Consider the following 17,108-nt stretch of genomic DNA (forward strand, 5'->3'; position numbering starts at 1 on the left):
TCGGTTGACTATTATTCCCACCGGTCAGAAGAATGGGCAACAGCCACGTGGTCCGATCAGTTATGGAGAAGTGCATTGAGGAATTCCGCCGACCGCACCAACGGGAATGGCGCTCCACCCCAGCCCCGCGCCGGGGTGCAGCGACTGAAGAACACCCCCCGTGCCTCGGTGCTCATCATCGGAGGCGGCATCAACGGAGTCGGAACCTTCCGGGACCTCGCGCTGCAGGGCATCGACGTCGCTCTCGTGGAGCGCGGCGACTACTGCCAGGGCGCATCCGGGGCATCGTCCCATATGATCCACGGTGGTATCCGCTACCTGGAGAACGGGGAATTCCGCCTCGTCCGCGAGTCCGTCGTCGAGCGCAACGCCCTGATGAAGATCGCACCGCACTACGTGAAGCCGCTCCAGACCACCATCCCCATCTACACGACGTTCTCGGGAATCCTCTCCGCCCCTCTGCGCTTCCTGACGCATCGGCAAGGCAAGCAGGTGGAGCGCGGTGCGGTCCTCATCAAGGCCGGCCTCACGATGTATGACTTCTTCTCGCGCGATGGCGGCAACGTGCCCCGGCACTCGTTCGTCGGGAGGAAAAAGGCCCTCGCAGCGATGCCCCAACTCCGCAAGGACGTCAAGTATGCGGCCACCTACTACGACGCATCGGTCCACAACCCCGAGCGGCTCACCCTGGACGTGCTGAGGGACGGCCAGATCGCGAATTCCGCTGCACGCGCCGCCAACTACGTGAGCGCCATCGGCAACGGCGAGGAGGGTGTCCTGCTCCGCGACGAACTGAGCGGCGAGACCTTTCCGTTCCAGGCCGACGTCGTCGTGAACGCCACGGGCGCCTGGACCGACGGCACAAATGCCGCGCTGGGCGCCGAGACCCTCTTCATGGGCGGCACCAAGGGCTCGCACATCGTGCTGGACCACCCCGAACTGCTCGAGGCGTGCAACGGAACCGAGATCTTCTTCGAGCACGTCGACGGGCGCATCGTGCTCATCTATCCGATGGGTGACCGCGTCCTCGTGGGTACCACCGACATCGACGTCGACATCAACGAGCAGGCGGTCTGTACCGACGAGGAGATCGCGTATTTCTTCGAGCTGATCGGGCATGTCTTCCCGGACATCAAGGTCGCCCAGGAGAACATCGTCTACAGCTTCTCCGGTGTCCGTCCGCTTCCCCGTCACGACGACACCCAGCCCGGCTTCGTCTCGCGGGACTACCGCATCGAGAAGCGCGAGGAGACGCGGGGGAGCCGGAAGGTCACCACGCTCAGCCTCGTCGGTGGCAAATGGACCACGTTCCGTGCCCTGTCGGAGCATCTGGCCGATGATGCACTCGCCGCACTCGGGAAACAGCGGTCCACATCGACAGCAGGTGTGGCGATCGGCGGAGGAAAGGACTTCCCGAGGAGCGGGGACGAGGAGCGCGACTGGATCCAAAAGGCCGTCCGTCCCGGAATCGACGAGGCAAGGGTCCAGGTCCTCCTGACCCGCTACGGTACCCGGGCGGATGAAGTTCTCGACTTCCTCGCCGTAGAGCCCGAAACGCTGTTCAGTTCCACCAGGGAACTCAGCGGGCGTGAGGTGGCCTACATGGTGGAGCGCGAGCAGGTCGGCCACCTCGTCGACATCCTGATCCGGCGCACCTCGCTCGCTTTCCGCGGGCTTGTAACGGCTGAGCTACTCACCGAACTCGCGCAGGCCCTCGCGCCGTTACTCGGCTGGGACGAAGCGGAGACAGCCGAGGAGATCCACCGGGCCGCAAGGGTCCTCGCCCAGTCGCACGGGGTGCAGGTGGAAAGTTTGATCGCGTAGGGCCTTCCCTTCGTGATCGGGCCGTTGATGCAAACAGCGGTCGCAGGGCCATCGGCAGTGCTTGCCGGGGGGAACCAACGGTGCCGTCGAGGCGGCGGTGCCGTCAATAAATGAATAGACAGAGGAGTCAAAGATGTCTCTTGAAGTATTTATCGCTGAAACGTTCGGTACGTTCCTGCTGTTGTTGCTGGGTACCGGCGTCGTCGCCAACGTTGCCCTGGCTCGAACCAAAGGCAACAACGGCGGCTTTCTGATGGTCAACTTCGGCTGGGGCCTTGCGGTCTTCGCCGGTGTCTATGTGGCGGCCCTGTCCGGTGCCCACCTGAACTTCGCGGTGACGGTAGGCCTCTGGGTCAACGGTGACACCGCCGAGTTCGCGGGCGGTGTCGACAAGTCCTTCATGAACGCCATGGGCTACCTTGCAGCGCAGATGCTGGGCTCCATCCTCGGAGCCGTTGCGTGCTGGCTGGCCTACAAACAGCACTTCGATGAAGAGCCGGATCCCGCGAACAAGCTGGGTGTCTTCGCCACGGGCCCGGCTATCCGCTCCGCAGGCTGGAACGTCGTCACGGAGGTCATCGGAACGTTCGTGCTGGTGTTCGTCATCCTGTCCTTCGGCAACACCCCCTCGGGGCTCGGGCCGCTCGCGGTTGCGCTGCTCGTCGTCGGAATCGGCGCGTCGCTCGGCGGGCCCACCGGGTACGCGATCAACCCGAACCGCGACCTCGGCCCGCGTATCGCCCACGCCTTCCTGCCCATCAAAGGCAAGGGCGGCAGCGATTGGGGCTACGCGTGGGTGCCGATCGTGGGACCGATCATCGGCGGCATCCTTGCCGGACTAGCCATCCAGCTCGTCGACTTCCCGCTTCCCGCCTAGTACCAGCCCAGCCAACGAAACGGCGCCGCAGGGCGCCTGCAGGACCACCGACATTCAACAAAGGAGTAGGACATGTCGCAGTACGTTATCGCCATCGACCAAGGAACCACGTCGAGCCGCGCCATCATCTTCGATCACCACGGGGACATCGTTTCCTCGGGCCAGAAGGAACACGAACAGATTTTCCCGCGGGCCGGCTGGGTCGAGCACGACCCCGCCGAGATCTGGAACAACACGCGTGAGGTGATCGGCAACGCCCTGTCCAAGGCGAACCTGACCCGCCACGACATTGCCGCCGTCGGCATCACGAACCAGCGTGAGACTGCCGTGGTGTGGGACAGGACCACCGGCAAGGCGGTCTACAACGCCATCGTCTGGCAGGACACCCGGACGCAGAACATCGTGGACGAGCTTGCGAAGGACGGCGGGGTCGAGCGTTACAAGGCCAAGGTAGGGCTGCCCCTCGCCACCTACTTCTCGGGAACGAAGATCAAGTGGATCCTCGACAACGTCGACGGCGCCCGGCAGAAAGCCGAAGCCGGTGACCTGCTCTTCGGCAACACCGATTCGTGGGTCACCTGGAACCTGACGGGAGGCACCGACGGCGGTGTCCACATCACCGATGTCACCAACGCCTCGCGCACGCTGTTCATGGACCTCGAAACACTGTCGTGGGACGAGGGCATCCTCGCGGACTTCGGCGTCCCGGTGTCGATGATGCCCGAGATCAAGTCCTCGTCCGAGGTCTACGGCACGGTTCACGGTTCACAGCTGCTGCGCGAAGTGCCGGTTGCCGGCATCCTCGGCGACCAGCAGGCAGCGACGTTCGGTCAGGCCGCGTTCGGTCAGGGTGGCGCCAAGAACACCTACGGCACGGGCTGCTTTCTCATCTTCAATACGGGCGAGGAGATCGTCCGCTCGGAGAACGGCCTGCTGACCACCGTGGCGTACCGCCTCGGGAACAACAAGCCGGTCTACGCCCTTGAAGGTTCGATCGCGGTCACCGGTTCACTGATCCAGTGGCTTCGAGACAACCTCGGCATCATCAAGAGTGCTCCCGAGGTCGAGGAACTGGCGCGCAGCGTGGAGGACAACGGCGGCGTGTACATCGTGCCGGCCTTCTCGGGCCTTTTCGCACCCTACTGGCGTCCCGACGCCCGGGGCGCCATCGTCGGAATGACACGGTTCGTCAACAAGGGCCACATCGCGCGGGCAGCACTGGAAGCCACGGCTTTCCAGACCCGCGAGGTGCTCGACGCCGTCAACGCCGATTCCGGTGTTCCGCTGAAGGACCTGAGGGTCGACGGCGGCATGGTCGCCAACGACGAGCTCATGCAGTTCCAGGCTGATATCCTCGGGGTCGACGTCGTCCGCCCCAAGGTGATCGAGACGACGGCCCTGGGAGCCGCGTACGCAGCGGGACTCGCCGTCGGATTCTGGAACGACCTCGGAGAGCTGACGTCGAACTGGTCCGAGGACAAGCGCTGGAGCCCCTCGATGGATGAAGGCGAACGGGACCGCCAGCTGCGCCTGTGGAAGAAGGCTGTCACGCGGACGTTCGACTGGGTCGACGAGGACGTCCAGTAACACGTACTGCCGCCGCGTCCCTCACCTGCCGGCTGCCCGGTTCGTTCCCTGCAGGGGAACGAACCGGGCGGCCTGGCGTAAGTGGCCTTGTCAGTGGCTGGTGTCAGTAACCTGGTCAGCGGCTGGCGTCATCGGCTCAGAAGGGTCCGGTCAGGGACACTGCTAAGGTGTTTCCATGCTTGTTTCTCTGCCGCACGAGCTCCTCCTTACCTAGCCGCCCGGTTCCAACCGTGCGGCGGCCCCTCCATGTGTGAGGGGCTTTTGTGTGTCCGGCCGGACTGTAATCCCGAACGCGCCCGCCGCAGCAACGGCGGCAAGCCGCACCACGCACTTTGAACGTTTCTTCGAACAGGACAGGGCGATACCCAGTGAGCACCCACCCCGAGGCCGCGCAGCCGAACGAGAACACCTACGACGCCGCTGCCATCGAAGCGCGATGGCCCGCAGTGTGGGAGGAACTCCAACCCTTCCGGCCGGCCGATGACGGCGTCCGGAAGCGCCGCTACGTGCTCGACATGTTTCCCTACCCTTCGGGGGATCTCCACATGGGCCACGCCGAGGCTTTCGCGATGGGGGACGTCGCGGCGCGTTACTACCGCCAGCAGGGCTTCGATGTCCTGCACCCCATCGGGTGGGACTCCTTCGGTCTGCCGGCCGAGAACGCGGCCATCAAGCGGAACGCCCACCCCGCCGAGTGGACCTACGCGAACATCGAGACGCAGGCCAACTCGTTTCGGCGCTATGCCATCAGCGTCGACTGGTCCCGGAGGATCCACACCTCGGACCCCGAGTACTACCGGTGGACGCAGTGGCTCTTCGTCCGGTTCTTCCAGAAGGGCCTCGCGTACCGCCGCAATTCACCGGTGAACTGGTGCCCGAAGGACCAGACCGTCCTGGCGAACGAGCAGGTCATCAACGGAGCCTGCGACCGCTGCGGGACCCTCGTGACCAAGAAGGACCTGAATCAGTGGTACTTCAAGATCACGGATTACGCGGACCGCCTGCTGGATGACATGGAGCAGCTCAAGGGCCACTGGCCCGAGCGCGTCCTGGCGATGCAGCGCAACTGGATCGGACGCTCCGAGGGCGCGCACGTCAGCTTCGCCATCGAGCCCGTGGACGGTCAGGTCGGCCACCAGGTGGAAGTCTTCACGACCCGCCCGGATACCCTGTACGGGGCAACCTTCTTCGTGGTGGCAGCCGATGCGCCGCTGGCGCTGGACCTGGTCACCCCGGACAAGCGCGGTGAGCTGGAGGCCTACCGCGAGGAGGTCAAGGCGCTGTCCGAGATCGAGCGCCAGGCCACCGAGCGGGAAAAGACCGGCGTCTTCACCGGCCGGTACGCCGTCAATCCATTGAATGGCGAGAAACTGCCCGTCTGGGCCGCGGACTACGTCCTGGCCGACTACGGCACGGGCGCCATCATGGCTGTTCCGGCGCATGACCAGCGCGACCTCGACTTCGCCCGCCGTTTCGACCTTCCTGTCCGCACCGTCGTCGACACCGGCGCAGAGGACGCGGCCGTGAGCGGTGTCGCGACCACCGGCGAGGGAACCCTCGTGAACTCCGGAGAACTGAGCGGCCTGGACAAGGACGCAGCGATCGCCAGGGCCATCGAGCTGGTGGCCGCGCAGGGTACGGGTGAGCGCACCATCAACTACCGCCTGCGCGACTGGCTGTTGTCCCGGCAGCGGTTCTGGGGTACGCCCATCCCGATCATCCACTGCCCGTCCTGCGGTGAGGTCCCGGTCCCCGATGACCAGCTGCCCGTCCGGTTGCCTGAGAATCTGCGCGGTGAGGACCTCTCCCCGAAGGGCACGTCCCCCCTGGCAGCGGTGGAGGAGTGGGTCAACGTTCCGTGCCCCTCGTGCGGCGGGGCGGCCAAGAGGGACACCGACACGATGGACACCTTCGTCGACTCGTCCTGGTACTACCTGCGCTTCCTTTCACCTGACCTCGAGACGGCACCCTTCGACACCGATGCCGTCAACAAGTGGCTGCCCGTCGGCCAGTACGTCGGCGGCGTGGAACACGCGATCCTGCACCTGCTGTACAGCAGGTTCTTCACCAAAGTTCTGTACGACCTGGGAATGGTCGACTTCACCGAGCCCTTCGCCGCGCTCCTGAACCAGGGTCAGGTGCTCAACGGGGGAAAGGCGATGAGCAAATCGCTGGGCAACGGTGTCGACCTGAGCGAGCAGCTCGACCGGTACGGTGTCGACGCCATCCGGCTCACCATGGTGTTCGCTTCCCCTCCCGAGGACGACGTCGACTGGGCGGATGTTTCGCCGTCGGGCTCGGCGAAGTTCCTCGCCCGCGCATGGCGCCTCGGAGCCGACGTGACGAGTGAGCCCGGAGCCGATCCCGCGTCCGGCAACCGGGAGCTCCGCTCCATCACCCACCGAACGGTGGCCGACGCCGCCGAACTCATGAATGCCAACAAGTTCAACGTGGTGGTCGCGAAGCTGATGGAACTGGTCAATGCCACGCGCAAGGCCATCGACTCCGGTCCCGGCGGCGCGGACCCTGCGGTCCGCGAAGCCGCTGAAGCCGTGGCCGTCCTGCTCAGTCTTTTCGCGCCGTACACGGCCGAGGACCTGTGGAGCCGGCTGGGCCGCAGCGCGACGGTCGCCACCGCCGGTTGGCCCGCCGTCGACGGGAACCTGCTGACCCAGAACACCGTAGTGGCAGTGGTCCAGGTGCAGGGCAAGGTCCGGGACCGGCTGGAAGTGTCTCCGGACATCTCCGAGGACGAGCTGCGGACCCTGGCTCTCGGGAGCGAACCGGTCACCAGGATCCTCGACGGACGGAGCATCCGCACGGTGATCGTGCGGGCACCCAAACTGGTCAACATCGTTCCGAACTGACCGTGCCTGCGACTCCGCCTCGCATCGCCGTGGTGACGGATTCCGCCGCGGGCTTTCCGCCCGGCTGGTTCGAGGGACCCGGGTCCGCCCGGGGAATCACCGTGGTGCCGGTTCCCGTCTCGATCGGCGGGGAGACTGTCGCCCAGGACGATGCCGCGCTGTTCCGGCCGCTCAGTGTGGCGCTCGCCCAGGGTACGGACGTCCGGACGTCCCGACCGTCCCCGGGCCGGTTCGAGCAGGTCTACCGGGCGCTGGAGACCGCAGGATTCGACGGCATCATCTCGGTGCACCTGTCGGGCCTGCTGTCGGGAACGGTTGATGCGGCACGCCTTGCAGCGGCGTCGGTGGACATCCCCGTCGAGGTCATCGACACCGGCACCACAGGAATGGCGCAGGGTTACGCCGCCCTGGAGGCTGCCGCCGCCCTCCGCGCAGGTCTCAACCTCGAGCGCAGCGCGGCGGCCGCAGCAATGGCCGGACGGGGGTCGGCCCTCTACGTCTACGTGCCGAACCTGGACCGGCTGCGCCGCGGGGGCAGGATCAGCGCCGCGGCGGGCTGGCTCGGCTCGGTGCTGTCCGTCAAGGTCCTGCTCAAGGTGCAGGAGGGGCGCTTGGTGCCGCTCGAGAAAGTCCGGACACCGAGGCGCGCCCTGGAACGCGTCGAGGAACTGGTGCGCGCGGACCTCGCAACCCGTGACCCTGCGGTTGAACTGACCGTCCACCACTACGGCAACGAGGATCAGGCTGCAGGTGTCGCCGGGCGTCTCGGTGCCGCGGCACCGGCGGCACGGATCTCGGTGGCACCCTGTCCCGCCGTGCTCGCTGCGCATGTCGGCCTCGGGGTCGTCGCCGTGGCAATCAGCGGAAGGGCGGCTCTCGGGTAGGTCGATGCAGGTAGGTCGTTGTCCACATAGCCTCCGCAGCAAGCTTCCGGAAGCTGGTGTCCTGCCTACCGTGGAACATGCCAAGACACCGGTGGGCTACCACGGACCCTCGCGGGCGGGTCCAGCAAATCTCGGGCTATCAGGCCGACGCCGTCGAGGGGCTTCCGGCGCCCGACGTGCTGCCGGGACAGGGCCCGGCCCGACGGCGCTGGGCAGCGACCAGGGCAGCCGCCCTGGTCTTCCTGGGAGTTGCGCTGGCAGTGGGCACTGCCCTGTTCTTCGTGCGCAGCAGCGAGCCGTCGTCGGCTGCCACCTCGGTTGAACTCGGCCAGGACCCCGCGGTCGAAGCGGAGGACCCCCCTTCTTCCGGCCCCGGCCCGGTCGGGATCGACCCGGGTAGCGGGCAGGGGGAGGGTGCTTCTCCGGAAGTCCTCCCGGAGACGGTACCGGAGGGCATACCGCCGGCTGCCCGCGCGGAAACGCTCTACGTGCACGTGACGGGAGCCGTCGCGCAGCCCGGCGTCGTCGAAGTGGCGCCCGGTTCGAGGATCTTCACCGTGCTGGAGAAGGCGGGAGGCGCACTGGGGGAGGCCGACCTCGCCGGGGTCAATCTCGCCGCGGTGGCACAGGACGGCGCGCAACTCCATGTCCCCGTCCAGGGCGAGCCACTGCGGCCGGCAGGACCAGTCCAGCCGGCACCTGCCGGCCCTGTTGAGGGGTCGCAGGCACCGGTCATCGACCTCAACACCGCCACGCTTGCCGAGCTCGACAGCCTGCCCCGTGTAGGGCCCGTCCTCGCGCAACGGATCCTTGAGTGGCGCACGCTGAATGGCAGCTTCGCCCAGCCGGGCGACCTGGACGCCGTACCCGGCATCGGGCCGGCCCTGCTCGAGGCGATCCTGCCTCTCGTCACCGCAACGTGACCTCGGACGAGGCAAGAGCAAGCGCTGCCCGTCGGCGGCGATTCCGGGATGCCGGTTTCCGCCCCGGGCCGGCAGTCCCTCCGCGAAGCACGCCGGACGCGAAGAAAGCGCCGACTCGGCTCGACGGACTGCGGCCCGGCAGGTGGTCCGGCGGGTGGTCGGGCGGACCGGGTAGGATGCGGGGGTCGACGCCGCGCCTGGCGCAGGGCGCACCGCGACGCGCGGGTACCGGGATGATCGCGTGGGTCAAATTCCGTGCGGCTCTGGATGCGTTGGTTCCCGACGCCGTGCGGGCCCCAGGGCAGTCAGTGCGGCTGGAACCATCAGCCCCCCTCGACCTTCGGCTCGGGCTGCCGGCCGTTGCAGCGTGGGCCGCGGCAGCAATATCGACGGAACTGGAACCCGGCATGGCCCTGTTCGCCGGGCTGCTCCTCGCGGGTGTGGCGCTGATCCTCGCCTGCGCCCACGCAATGTTCAGCAGCGCCCGGACGAACAGCGAACGGCCGGTTCACCTGATCCTGGCGTCGGTTCCCGGGACGTTGGTGGTACCCGCCGCGGCCGCGTGCCTCATCTGCCTGGCCGCTGCAGGCAGCCTGGTCCGCTACGCGGCAGGACCGGTAGCGGAAGCAGCCGTGCAGGGTGGCGGCCTCGCAGTGATCCTGAGCATCGACGGAGAACCCACTACTGTTACGCCGGACAGGTTCAGCGGCCAGGAGCGTGTGATGATCGACGCCACCGTGACCGGCGGTCAGTACCTGGGCGAGCCTTTCAGCTCAGCCTCTCCCGTGACGGTGCTTGCAGGTGGGGAGTGGCTCGAAATGACTCCCGGTGACACCGTGCGGGTTCTGGGAACCCTGGCGCCACCCCTCGGGCCGGGCAAGCAGATAGCCCTGTTCATCCCCACCGCCGGGCCTCGTATCGCACCGGCGCGGGGGTGGCAGGCGTATACCGCGAACCTACGGGACGGTTTCACCGACGCTGCGCTGGCTCGCGGAGCAAATGACGGCGGTCTCCTGCCGGGAATGGCAATCGGCGACCGCTCAGGCCTTGACCAGGCCCTCGCCGGGGCGATGAGGACCACCGGCCTCACCCACCTGACGGCAGTCAGCGGAGCCAACTGTTCCTACGTGCTGGCCTTCGTCTTCCTGGGAGCCCGATGTGCCAGGCTGCCACGGCTCTGGGCCGCTGGAGCGGCACTCGCCGCTCTGGTGTGTTTCGTCCTCCTTGTCCGGCCGGAACCGAGCGTTCTCCGCGCGGCTGTCATGGGATCGATCGGCGTTCTTGCCGTCCTGACCGGCCGCGGACGCCTATCGCTGTCACTGCTGTTCCTATCCATCATCGCCCTGCTCGCCGCGGATCCGTGGCTCCATTCGTCCTACGCGTTCATCCTGTCGGTGTGTGCCACGGGAGGGCTGGTGGTGGCCGGCCCCTATCTGGCAGCACGGCTCGGCAGCATCATGCCCACCTTCGCGGCACAGCTGCTTGCCGTGCCGGTCACGGCACAGCTCTTCTGCACACCCGTGCTGGTAATGCTGCAGCCATCGCTGCCGCTCTATTCGGTGCCCGCGAACGTCGCCGCGGCTCCGCTGGTACCGTTCATCACCATTGCGGGGATGCTGTCGATCGGCGCCCTAACCCTTTTCCCTCCCGCGGTGGTCCCTTTCCTTGTGTCCGGTCAGGTCGGTACGTCCTGGGTGGCAGCGGTGGCTCGAACCCTCGAGAATGCTCCCTACGCCTCGGTGCCCTGGTTGGGCGGACCGGCGGGTGCCGCCCTGACCGGTGGTCTGTGCCTCGCCGTCGTCCTCGGTTTCGTCTTCGCGCCGGCGCTCAGCCGCAACGGAAGGAGGGTGCGGCAGTTCATCCGGCCGCCTCCCTGGCTGGTTCTGATCTGTGCCGGCTGCGGAATCGGCGTCCTGCTCGTGGTGGTCCTGCCGCTGGACGAGTATGACGAGGCGGGCGGATGGTTGCTGGCCGCATGTGACGTAGGACAGGGTGATTCGTTCGTCCTGCGGACAGGGACCGGACGGGCGGTGGTGATCGACGCAGGTCCGGATGCCGCGGCGGTTGACCGTTGCCTGTCCGACCTCTCCATCGACGTAGTGGAGGTCCTGGTCCTCACACACCTCCATCTCGACCACTACGGAGGAATTGCGGGCGTTGCCGAGGGCCGCCGGCTCGACGCCGTCTTCTATTCCTCGGCGGAGCCCGAATTGCCGCGTGAGGTGGTGGATGTCGCCAGGGAGGCCGGAACTGAGCCCGTCCGGATCGGTACGGGGCACTCCTTCCGCGCAGGCGAGGTCGAGTTCGCCGTGCTCTGGCCGCAACCGGGCGCATTGCCGGGCGAGGAGAACGACGCCAGCGCCGTGGTGCAGGTCGAGATGGGCACAGCAGGGCGAGCGCTAAGCATCCTTTTCACCGGCGACATTGAGGAGGCTGCTGCCGCGCGGATGCTCGCCGCGAATCCCGCACTCACCCGACAGGGCATCGACGTCCTGAAAGTGGCTCATCATGGTGCTCGAAACGGAGGTTCCGCCATCATCGAGGAACTCCGGCCGAAGGTAGCACTGATCTCCGTCGGAGAGGGTAACGACTACGGCCACCCACATCCCGCCATCGTCACTACCCTGGACGCGGAGGGCATCGTCACTGCACGGACAGACCAGCTCGGCTCGTTCACCCTGACCCTGAACGGTTCGGTCCTCGATATCCGCAGCGCGCAGTGACCCATACTTGGCGGAGGATCCCCCACATGGCACAGTGAAGTGTCGCATCAACCAGCCGGAATGAAGGACTCGTGGCCACCAAAGGGAACACCAACCGCAACACGGCGAACAGCGCACCGGCATCCTGGCGGGAGGTCCAGCCGGCACCGGTGGTCCTGCTCATCGGGCCTGAGGACTACCTTGCAGCGAAGGCCTCCGAGTCCATCCGGCACCAGGTGCGCCGCGCCCAGCCTTCGGCGGAACTGGTAACCCTGGATGCCGCCACCTATGAACCGGGGAGCCTGACCATCCACGCCAGTCCATCCCTCTTCGGTGACTGGAAAGTCATCGAAGCCGGGGGACTCGCCCAGATGAATGACAGCTTCCTCGAGGATGCCCTGGCGTATCTCCGCGACCCTGCCCCGGATGTCGTGCTGGTGTTGCGGCACAGCGGAGGGAACAGGGGCAAAAAGCTTCTCGATGCCCTCCGGGCCGGGGGCGTGGTGCAGGTGGATTGCCAACCGCTCAAGAAGGATTCGGAGAAGGTCGACTTCGTGACCGCTGAATTCCGGCTGGCACACCGCAGAATCGACGGCGACGCCGTACGGGCACTGGTGGCCGCCGTCGGAACCCACCTGGCGGAGCTCGCCGCAGCATGCCAGCAGTTGATCTCCGACTCGGTGGGCGATGTCTCCGCCGTAACAGTCGAGAAATACCATGGCGGGCGGGTCGAGGCCACCGGATTCAAGGTCGCCGATGCGGCGCTCGCAGGCAGGACGGCTCAGGCGTTGTCCATGCTGCGGCACGCGCTGGCGACCGGCGCCGATCCGGTTCCGCTCGTCGCGGCCCTTGCCATGAAGGTGAGGGCAGTGGCCCGTGTGCACGGAGCCCGCGGCTCTTCTGCGCAGCTTGCCCGCGACCTCGGCATGGCCCCCTGGCAGGTTGACCAGGCGCGCCGTGAAGCACAGCGGTTCTCCTCATCGTCCCTTGCGCGGTGCATCCAGGTGCTTGCAGAAGCCGACGCACAGGTCAAGGGAGGCTCCCGTGATCCTGTCTATGCGGTGGAGCGGGCGGTTACGGTCATCGCCGTCGGCGAGGGGTAGCCTCGCGCATCCGGAGACACCCTACCGGCCCGGTCAGCGCGGACGGCCGGAAGTGGCTGCCGGCTGGCCGGTTAAACGACTGTGGCCGGCCCAGAGGGCCGGCCACGCAAACATAAAGCGGGAAGTCGCTTAGAGGGCGTTGACCCTCTTGGAGATTGCGGACTTGCGGTTAGCTGCGTTGTTCCTGTGAAGAACACCCTTGCTGACTGCCTTGTCCAGCTTGCGGCCGGCATTCTGCAGGGCTGCGGTTGCAGCGTCCTTGTCCGACGAATCAACAGCAGTGGTTACTGCCCGGATTGCGGTCTTGAGCTCGGACTTGACCGAGTTGTTGCGCTGCCTCGCCTTTTCGTTGGTGAGGATGCGCTTCTTCTGGGACTTGATATTTGCCACGTATGAGAACTTTCTTTGTATTGCGGACTGGTCGTGAGGGTATTTCGGCCAACCATCGACTGAGCGGCGTGGGGATACCGTGGCGATTGGTCCAAAGTGCCCGTCGACCTGCTCGGACACACAGCTATACAGATTAGCAGAATTCAGGCCGGCTTGCGGTCACCCGTCGCGCAGGGCCGGTGGCCGCGCGGCTCTCCAAGAGGAAAGCGCACAGCAGTCACCCGTGCGTTGCCCGCAGTGCCGCCACCACCCGGTCGAATCGCGCCCGCGGGAGCAGCGCACCGATCCGCCGCACACCTGCCGGATCGACGGGAATGATGCGGTCGAGTTTCACCTCGCTGGGACGCCCCTGCGGATCCCACGGACCCGTGCCGATATCGACGTAACGATCATCGGAGGCGGAGGTGTTGTTGCGGTCACGCGTCGTGAGCATCAGGCCCAGCAGGCTGCCGCCGTTCCGGCCGATCAGGAGGACCGGACGGTCCTTGCCCTGGGAGGCGTCCTCTTCATAGGAAACCCAGGTCCAGACGATCTCGCCCGGGTCAGGTTTGCCGTCGAGGTTGGGTGCATACGAAATGCGGGGAATCGGCGTCGCCCGTGATTTCGGCGCCGAGCGCCGGAGCAGCTTTCCAGCGGAGGTCGTCAGGCGGAACAGGGTGCGAACGTCGAGGCGCATGGCCCCACGGTACGCGCCTTCACCCGGGCCTGCGCGCCACAGGATTCAACCGGCATTCACCGTCCATGGGACACTGTTAACCGAGCAGCCAGGGAACAGGTTATCGTCCTGCTGCCCATCCGTCCCGTAGTAGTGAGGAACCCACGTGTCACCCATGGCCCGCACCGCACCGGTGCCAGCCTCCACTGATCCGGCGATCATCAGGAATTTCTGCATCATCGCCCATATCGATCATGGAAAGTCGACCCTCGCGGACCGGATGCTCCAGCTGACCGGTGCGGTGGAGCAGCGCGACATGAAGGCCCAGTACCTGGACCGGATGGACATCGAACGTGAGCGCGGCATCACCATCAAGTCGCAGGCCGTCCGCCTTCCCTGGGAGGTCGACGGTACTGCCTACGCCCTCAACATGATCGATACGCCCGGACACGTCGACTTCACCTATGAGGTTTCACGATCGCTTGCCGCCTGCGAAGGCGCAATCCTCCTGGTGGATGCAGCGCAGGGCATCGAAGCCCAGACGCTCGCGAACCTGTACCTCGCGATGGAGAACGACCTCACGATCATTCCTGTCCTCAACAAGATCGATCTGCCCGCCGCGCAGCCGGAGAAGTACGCAGCCGAACTGGCGAGCCTCATCGGTGGCGCGCCCGAGGACGTGATGATGGTTTCCGGCAAGACCGGTGTCGGCGTCGAGGCCCTGATGGACAAGATCGTGCGTGACCTGCCTGCCCCGACCGGTGACCCCAATGCTCCTGCACGCGCCATGATCTTCGACTCCGTGTATGACACCTATCGGGGCGTGGTCACCTATGTCCGGGTGGTGGACGGCAAACTGAGCCCGCGGGAGCGGATCCAGATGATGTCCACGAGGGCTAGCCACGAACTGCTCGAGATCGGCGTCAGCTCACCCGAACCCAAACCGTCGAAGGGCCTGGGCGTAGGTGAGGTCGGCTACCTGATTACCGGTGTGAAGGACGTACGCCAGTCGAAGGTAGGGGACACCGTCACCAACCTCGCCAAGCCTGCCGCCAAGTCGCTGGGCGGATACCAGGACCCGAAACCCATGGTGTTCTCCGGGCTGTACCCGCTGGACGGAACCGATTACCCGGTGCTCCGCGACGCGCTGGCCAAGTTCACTCTGAACGACGCCGCCCTCCTGTATGAGCCCGAGACCTCGGCGGCCCTCGGCTTCGGCTTCCGCGTCGGATTCCTTGGGCTGCTGCACCTGGAAATCACGCGTGAGCGCCTTGAGCGTGAGTACAACCTCGACCTGATCTCGACTGCCCCGAACGTCGAATACGAGGTGACGCTCGAGGACAAGAGCGTCCTGAAGGTGACGAACCCCAGCGAGTACCCCACCGGCAAGATCGCCGAGGTCCGCGAGCCGATGGTGTCGGCGACGATCCTCGCGCCCTCGGAGTTCGTCGGGGCCATCATGGAGCTCTGCCAGCAGCGTCGCGGTGTACTGGGCGGTATGGACTACCTGTCCGAGGACAGGGTCGAGATCCGCTACCGGCTGCCCCTGGCCGAGATCGTCTTCGACTTCTTCGATCTGCTGAAGTCGAAGACCCGCGGATATGGCTCGCTCGACTGGAAGGCGGACGGCGAGCAGGTCGCCGACCTCGTGAAGGTGGACATCCTGCTCCAGGGTGAGCAGGTCGATGCCTTCAGCGCTATCACCCACCGCGACAAGGCCTACGCGTACGGCGTGATGATGACCGGCAAGCTGCGCGAGCTCATCCCGCGGCAGCAGTTCGAGGTGCCGATCCAGGCCGCGATCGGAGCGCGCATCATCGCCCGCGAGAGCATCCGCGCCATCCGCAAGGACGTGCTGGCCAAGTGTTACGGCGGTGACATCACCCGTAAGCGCAAGCTGCTGGAGAAGCAGAAAGAGGGAAAGAAGCGCATGAAGATGGTGGGCCGCGTCGAAGTGCCGCAGGAAGCCTTCATCGCAGCGCTTTCCTCGGATGAGTCGAAGGACAAAGCCAAGAAGTGACGCTCCAACCCGCCCGTCCCGTCCGTGCCTAGCGCCCTCCCGCTCGGGCTCCCTGCTCCGGCCGACGGTGTGCTGCCGGAGCACACCGCCAACGGCGCCAATGCCCGGAACTTCGGACTGTACGTCCACATCCCCTTCTGTGCCGTGCGCTGCGGCTACTGCGACTTCAACACCTACACGGCAACGGAACTGGGTGGGGGAGCCTCCCAGGACGAGTACGCAGGTACCGCCCGGCAGGAGCTGACGTTCGCGGCAGGGGCCCTTTCGGCGTCCGGCGTGCCCCGCAGGCCGATGTCGACAGTCTTCTTCGGCGGAGGTACGCCGACGCTTCTTCCCGCCCGGGACCTTGCGGGCATCCTCGCTTCTGCCGTCGAGCTCTGGGGGCTTGTTCCCGGGGCGGAGGTCACCACCGAGGCGAACCCGGACTCAGTGACCGAGGAATCGCTGCAGGTACTCGCAGCAGCCGGCTTCACCCGGGTGTCCTTCGGCATGCAGTCGGCTGTGCCCCACGTCCTGCAGGTCCTCGACCGGACCCACTCTCCCGAGCGGGTCCCGCAGGCTGTGGAGTGGGCCAGGCGTGCCGGCCTGAAAGTCAGTATCGACCTGATTTACGGAACGCCGGGTGAGTCCATGACCGACTGGCGGACGTCCCTTGAGACCGCGCTGTCGTACGGCCCCGACCACGTGTCGGCGTACGCACTCATCATCGAGGAGGGCACCAAACTCGCCGGCCGGATCCGCCGGGGAGAGGTCCCGGCCATCGACGACGACGACCACGCGGACAAGTACGCCGTGGCAGACGAGAAGCTCGGCGCAGGCGGCCTGCACTGGTACGAGGTGAGCAACTGGGCGCTGAGTGTCGATGACCAGTGCCGCCATAACCTCGCGTACTGGAAGGGCGACGACTGGTGGGGGATAGGCCCCGGTGCCCATTCCCATGTGGGCGGCGTGCGCTGGTGGAACGCCAAGCACCCCCGCGCCTACGCTGCGGCACTTGACGCCGGAAGTTCGCCGGCTGCCGGACGGGAAGTGCTCTCGGCCCGCGACCGGTACGTCGAGGATGTGATGCTACGAGTCAGGTTGCGGGAAGGACTGCCCACCGCCACGCTGGAACCCGAGGGCAGGCGGGCAGTGGCCGGGCTCATTGCCGACCGCCTGGTCGAACCCGTCGACGCGTTTCGGGGTCTGGTCCGACTGACGGACGGCGGACGACTCCTTGCCGACGCCGTCGTACGCCGGCTGCTGCCGGACTGAAGACGGGCCTTCTGAGGCCGAC

Annotated in this window: 12 protein-coding genes; 10 read left to right on the forward strand and 2 right to left on the reverse strand. The window is 66.3% G+C overall.

The genetic code is table 11. The features are described from left to right. Positions 1 to 75 precede the first annotated feature (75 nt). From IWX65_RS03175 to holA, 8 genes are all read left to right on the forward strand, one after another. Positions 76 to 1,824 (forward strand): glycerol-3-phosphate dehydrogenase/oxidase, encoded by a 1,749-nt coding sequence (locus IWX65_RS03175; RefSeq protein WP_196880988.1) that lies wholly within the window; start codon positions 76 to 78, stop codon positions 1,822 to 1,824. A 133-nt stretch (positions 1,825 to 1,957) separates the two neighbouring features. Further along, the gene (locus tag IWX65_RS03180; RefSeq protein WP_196880989.1) at positions 1,958 to 2,701 is read left to right on the forward strand and encodes an MIP/aquaporin family protein; all 744 of its coding nucleotides are present in this window, start codon (positions 1,958 to 1,960) and stop codon (positions 2,699 to 2,701) included. 72 nt (positions 2,702 to 2,773) lie between these two features. After that, positions 2,774 to 4,288, forward strand: a complete 1,515-nt coding sequence (gene glpK / locus IWX65_RS03185; protein ID WP_196880990.1) for a glycerol kinase GlpK — start codon at positions 2,774 to 2,776, stop codon at positions 4,286 to 4,288. A gap of 368 nt (positions 4,289 to 4,656) precedes the next feature. Then, the gene (leuS, locus tag IWX65_RS03190; protein ID WP_196880991.1) at positions 4,657 to 7,155 is read left to right on the forward strand and encodes a leucine--tRNA ligase; all 2,499 of its coding nucleotides are present in this window, start codon (positions 4,657 to 4,659) and stop codon (positions 7,153 to 7,155) included. 2 nt (positions 7,156 to 7,157) lie between these two features. Next, positions 7,158 to 8,039, forward strand: coding sequence for a DegV family protein (locus tag IWX65_RS03195; RefSeq protein WP_196880992.1), 882 nt, complete (start codon positions 7,158 to 7,160; stop codon positions 8,037 to 8,039). Between the two features lie 77 nt (positions 8,040 to 8,116). Next, positions 8,117 to 8,962 (forward strand): helix-hairpin-helix domain-containing protein, encoded by an 846-nt coding sequence (locus IWX65_RS03200; protein WP_196880993.1) that lies wholly within the window; start codon positions 8,117 to 8,119, stop codon positions 8,960 to 8,962. A 233-nt stretch (positions 8,963 to 9,195) separates the two neighbouring features. Then, positions 9,196 to 11,685 carry a ComEC/Rec2 family competence protein gene (locus tag IWX65_RS03205; RefSeq protein WP_196880994.1) on the forward strand — a complete coding sequence of 830 codons (2,490 nt, stop codon included), beginning with the start codon at positions 9,196 to 9,198 and terminating at the stop codon, positions 11,683 to 11,685. A 71-nt stretch (positions 11,686 to 11,756) separates the two neighbouring features. Next, complete coding sequence (holA, locus tag IWX65_RS03210; protein WP_196880995.1) at positions 11,757 to 12,767, forward strand: DNA polymerase III subunit delta; 1,011 nt, start codon at positions 11,757 to 11,759, stop codon at positions 12,765 to 12,767. 129 nt (positions 12,768 to 12,896) lie between these two features. Here holA and rpsT read toward each other — a convergent pair whose 3' ends face one another. Both rpsT and IWX65_RS03220 read right to left on the reverse strand, forming a co-directional pair. After that, the gene (gene rpsT, locus IWX65_RS03215) at positions 12,897 to 13,157 is read right to left on the reverse strand and encodes a 30S ribosomal protein S20 (protein WP_196822208.1); all 261 of its coding nucleotides are present in this window, start codon (positions 13,155 to 13,157) and stop codon (positions 12,897 to 12,899) included. A gap of 217 nt (positions 13,158 to 13,374) precedes the next feature. After that, entirely contained in the window at positions 13,375 to 13,833 is a 459-nt protein-coding gene (locus IWX65_RS03220) for a type II toxin-antitoxin system PemK/MazF family toxin (protein WP_196880996.1), read from the reverse strand. A 145-nt stretch (positions 13,834 to 13,978) separates the two neighbouring features. Between IWX65_RS03220 and lepA the strand changes: the two genes are divergently transcribed. Beyond that, the gene (gene lepA / locus IWX65_RS03225) at positions 13,979 to 15,832 is read left to right on the forward strand and encodes a translation elongation factor 4 (protein WP_196880997.1); all 1,854 of its coding nucleotides are present in this window, start codon (positions 13,979 to 13,981) and stop codon (positions 15,830 to 15,832) included. Positions 15,833 to 15,856: 24 nt separating this feature from the next. Continuing rightward, positions 15,857 to 17,086 carry a radical SAM family heme chaperone HemW gene (gene hemW / locus IWX65_RS03230; RefSeq protein ID WP_196880998.1) on the forward strand — a complete coding sequence of 410 codons (1,230 nt, stop codon included), beginning with the start codon at positions 15,857 to 15,859 and terminating at the stop codon, positions 17,084 to 17,086. Positions 17,087 to 17,108: the final 22 nt, after the last annotated feature.

Origin of the sequence: Arthrobacter sp. CAN_A214 (assembly GCF_015751955.1) — a bacterium.
Lineage (GTDB): Bacteria > Actinomycetota > Actinomycetes > Actinomycetales > Micrococcaceae > Arthrobacter_D.